General features: G+C 41.1%; 2 protein-coding genes. Both read right to left on the bottom strand.

The window, feature by feature from the left end:
- Nucleotides 1-242: 242 nt before the first annotated feature.
- A complete protein-coding gene (locus tag R7O13_RS23935) occupies nt 243-623 on the bottom strand; it encodes a DUF4087 domain-containing protein (RefSeq protein WP_262666169.1) in 381 nt (126 codons plus the stop codon).
- 145 nt (nt 624-768) lie between these two features.
- Nucleotides 769-1,131 carry a VOC family protein gene (locus R7O13_RS23930; protein WP_318304810.1) on the bottom strand — a complete coding sequence of 121 codons (363 nt, stop codon included), beginning with the start codon at nt 1,129-1,131 and terminating at the stop codon, nt 769-771.
- Nucleotides 1,132-1,904: the final 773 nt, after the last annotated feature.

Here is a 1,904-nt window from a genome sequence, read left to right as displayed (position 1 = left end):
ATTCATCAATTGTAAAAGACTCACCCTCGGTTTCTTTCATGGACAGAAACTCATAAGCTAAATCTACTTGATCGTATCTACTCAATTTAATTACTCCTGACGAATTTAAAGCCAATTAACGCCTTGTTAAGGGGTGAGCAACGCAATACCGAAGCCGCCGCATACCACCTTAGTCACTAAAACTAACGCATAGTAAAAGTGCCACGCGTTGCGAATCCCTCTTGAACAATTTGTTAGGCGAATTACTTAAAAGGAAGTGGAATATCTTTCGTTATGGATATGTCCTCTATACACTGCTTCAAAGGTAACTGCTTGGATTTATAGATTGTTGTAATCGAATTTTGCTCTTCGTCTACGTCCACTGTTAAGCAAGCACAACTAAAACCATAGTTTCGATTTGTTCTAACAAATTCATTTTCATTTGCAGTCGCTTGATAAAGCAGTTCCATCGATTTATCGTCCAATGCATTTGAAGTACCTTGGACTGATATATCCCACGAGCCATCGCGATCAATCAACCACATATTGGCAGGAGAAGGATTTTCAAGCCATCCACATCGAGTCTCTTCTGCCGTCGCTGCTAATGCAGAAAACATCCCCAAAATAACAATCAAAAATCTCATTATTTACTCCATTCGCCTAACGCCTTGTTAAGGTGTGAGGCGCGCAATACCGAAGCTTCCGCATACCACCTTAACCACTAGAACTAACGCATAGTAAAAATGCCACGCGTGCCGAATCACTCTTGAACAATTTGTTATGTACGTGCTAAAGGTACACTACTGACTCCACATTGTTGCCCTCAGGGTCAATCAAAAACGCAGCGTAGTAGTTTGGAGCATAGTGTTTTCGTAAACCAGGCTTACCTTTGCATTTACCACCTAAAGATAACCCCGCTTGATGAAACGCAGAAACTTGTAATTTGTTTGATGCAGAAAAAGCAATATGGCACTTAGAATTACTGACGCCTTTTTCAATTAGAAACCTTACATTTGGCTCGCTCGAAAGCCCAAAGCCAGCAGCATTTTCATCTGACCACTTGAGTTCAATACCCAATGGCTCTAGCACATTCTTGTAAAACACACGACATTCTTCGAATGCAACTACCTTAATTTCAAAATGATCTATCACTCTCAATCCTTTAGAGTTGGTTACAATTTTCCTTAAAGTACATAACGCCTTGCTAAGGTGTGAGTAACGCAATACAAAAGCTACCGCACAGCGCCTTAATCACCATAAGCCACCGCATAGTAAAAATGCCACGCGTTACGAATCACTCTTAAGCAATTTGTTAGTACATGCGCTACTTCTATTTATGCGCCCCAAGATGTTGAAAACTGAGATAATATGAAAGGCTTTGAACACTGAAGTGAGACGGGCAGCTACAAAACTTCACCCCAGATGAAAGACGAAAGTTGGCTAGAAGAAAAACGCACTGAACAGCCCTACTTTCACTGGCTTCAAATTAGAAAAGGATTCTTTCCTCGTACTTCAACAGCCACACCAAAAATAATCAAGGTTCTCTCAAAAGCCACCACGAAAATGAAGAAGCTCCAAAGAAATAGGCTAAGAGTTAGAAACCGTAAACGGTGAAATCAAAGCGAACACTCCGTATATAGTGCCACCGGAAAGAACGTGAAAGGCACTAACTGAAAGGTGTAAAGGCGAGCGCCAAAACAGATACACACCAAAACTTATGACATTTAATGCCAAACCCGTACTAACGCCTTGTTAAGGTGTGAGGCACGCAATACCGAAAGTTCCGCATAACACCTTAACCACTAAAGCCAACGCATAGTAAAAATGCCACGCGTGCCGAATCACTCGTGAACAATTTGTTATACGAATTTCTTCAGTGCCAACACTTGCTGTTCAAATAACTCACAATCTGACTTTGAGTATGA

The sequence above is a fragment of the Vibrio sp. Y176 genome, assembly GCF_033438945.1.
Note: the sequence above shows the minus strand (reverse complement) of the source record. Positions and strands in the feature narration are given on the sequence as shown.

Excerpts from the sequence above, each read along its gene's own strand:
- R7O13_RS23935 (WP_262666169.1), bottom strand. The coding sequence starts at position 623 with ATGAGATTTTTGATTGTTATTTTGGGGATGTTTTCTGCATTAGCAGCG.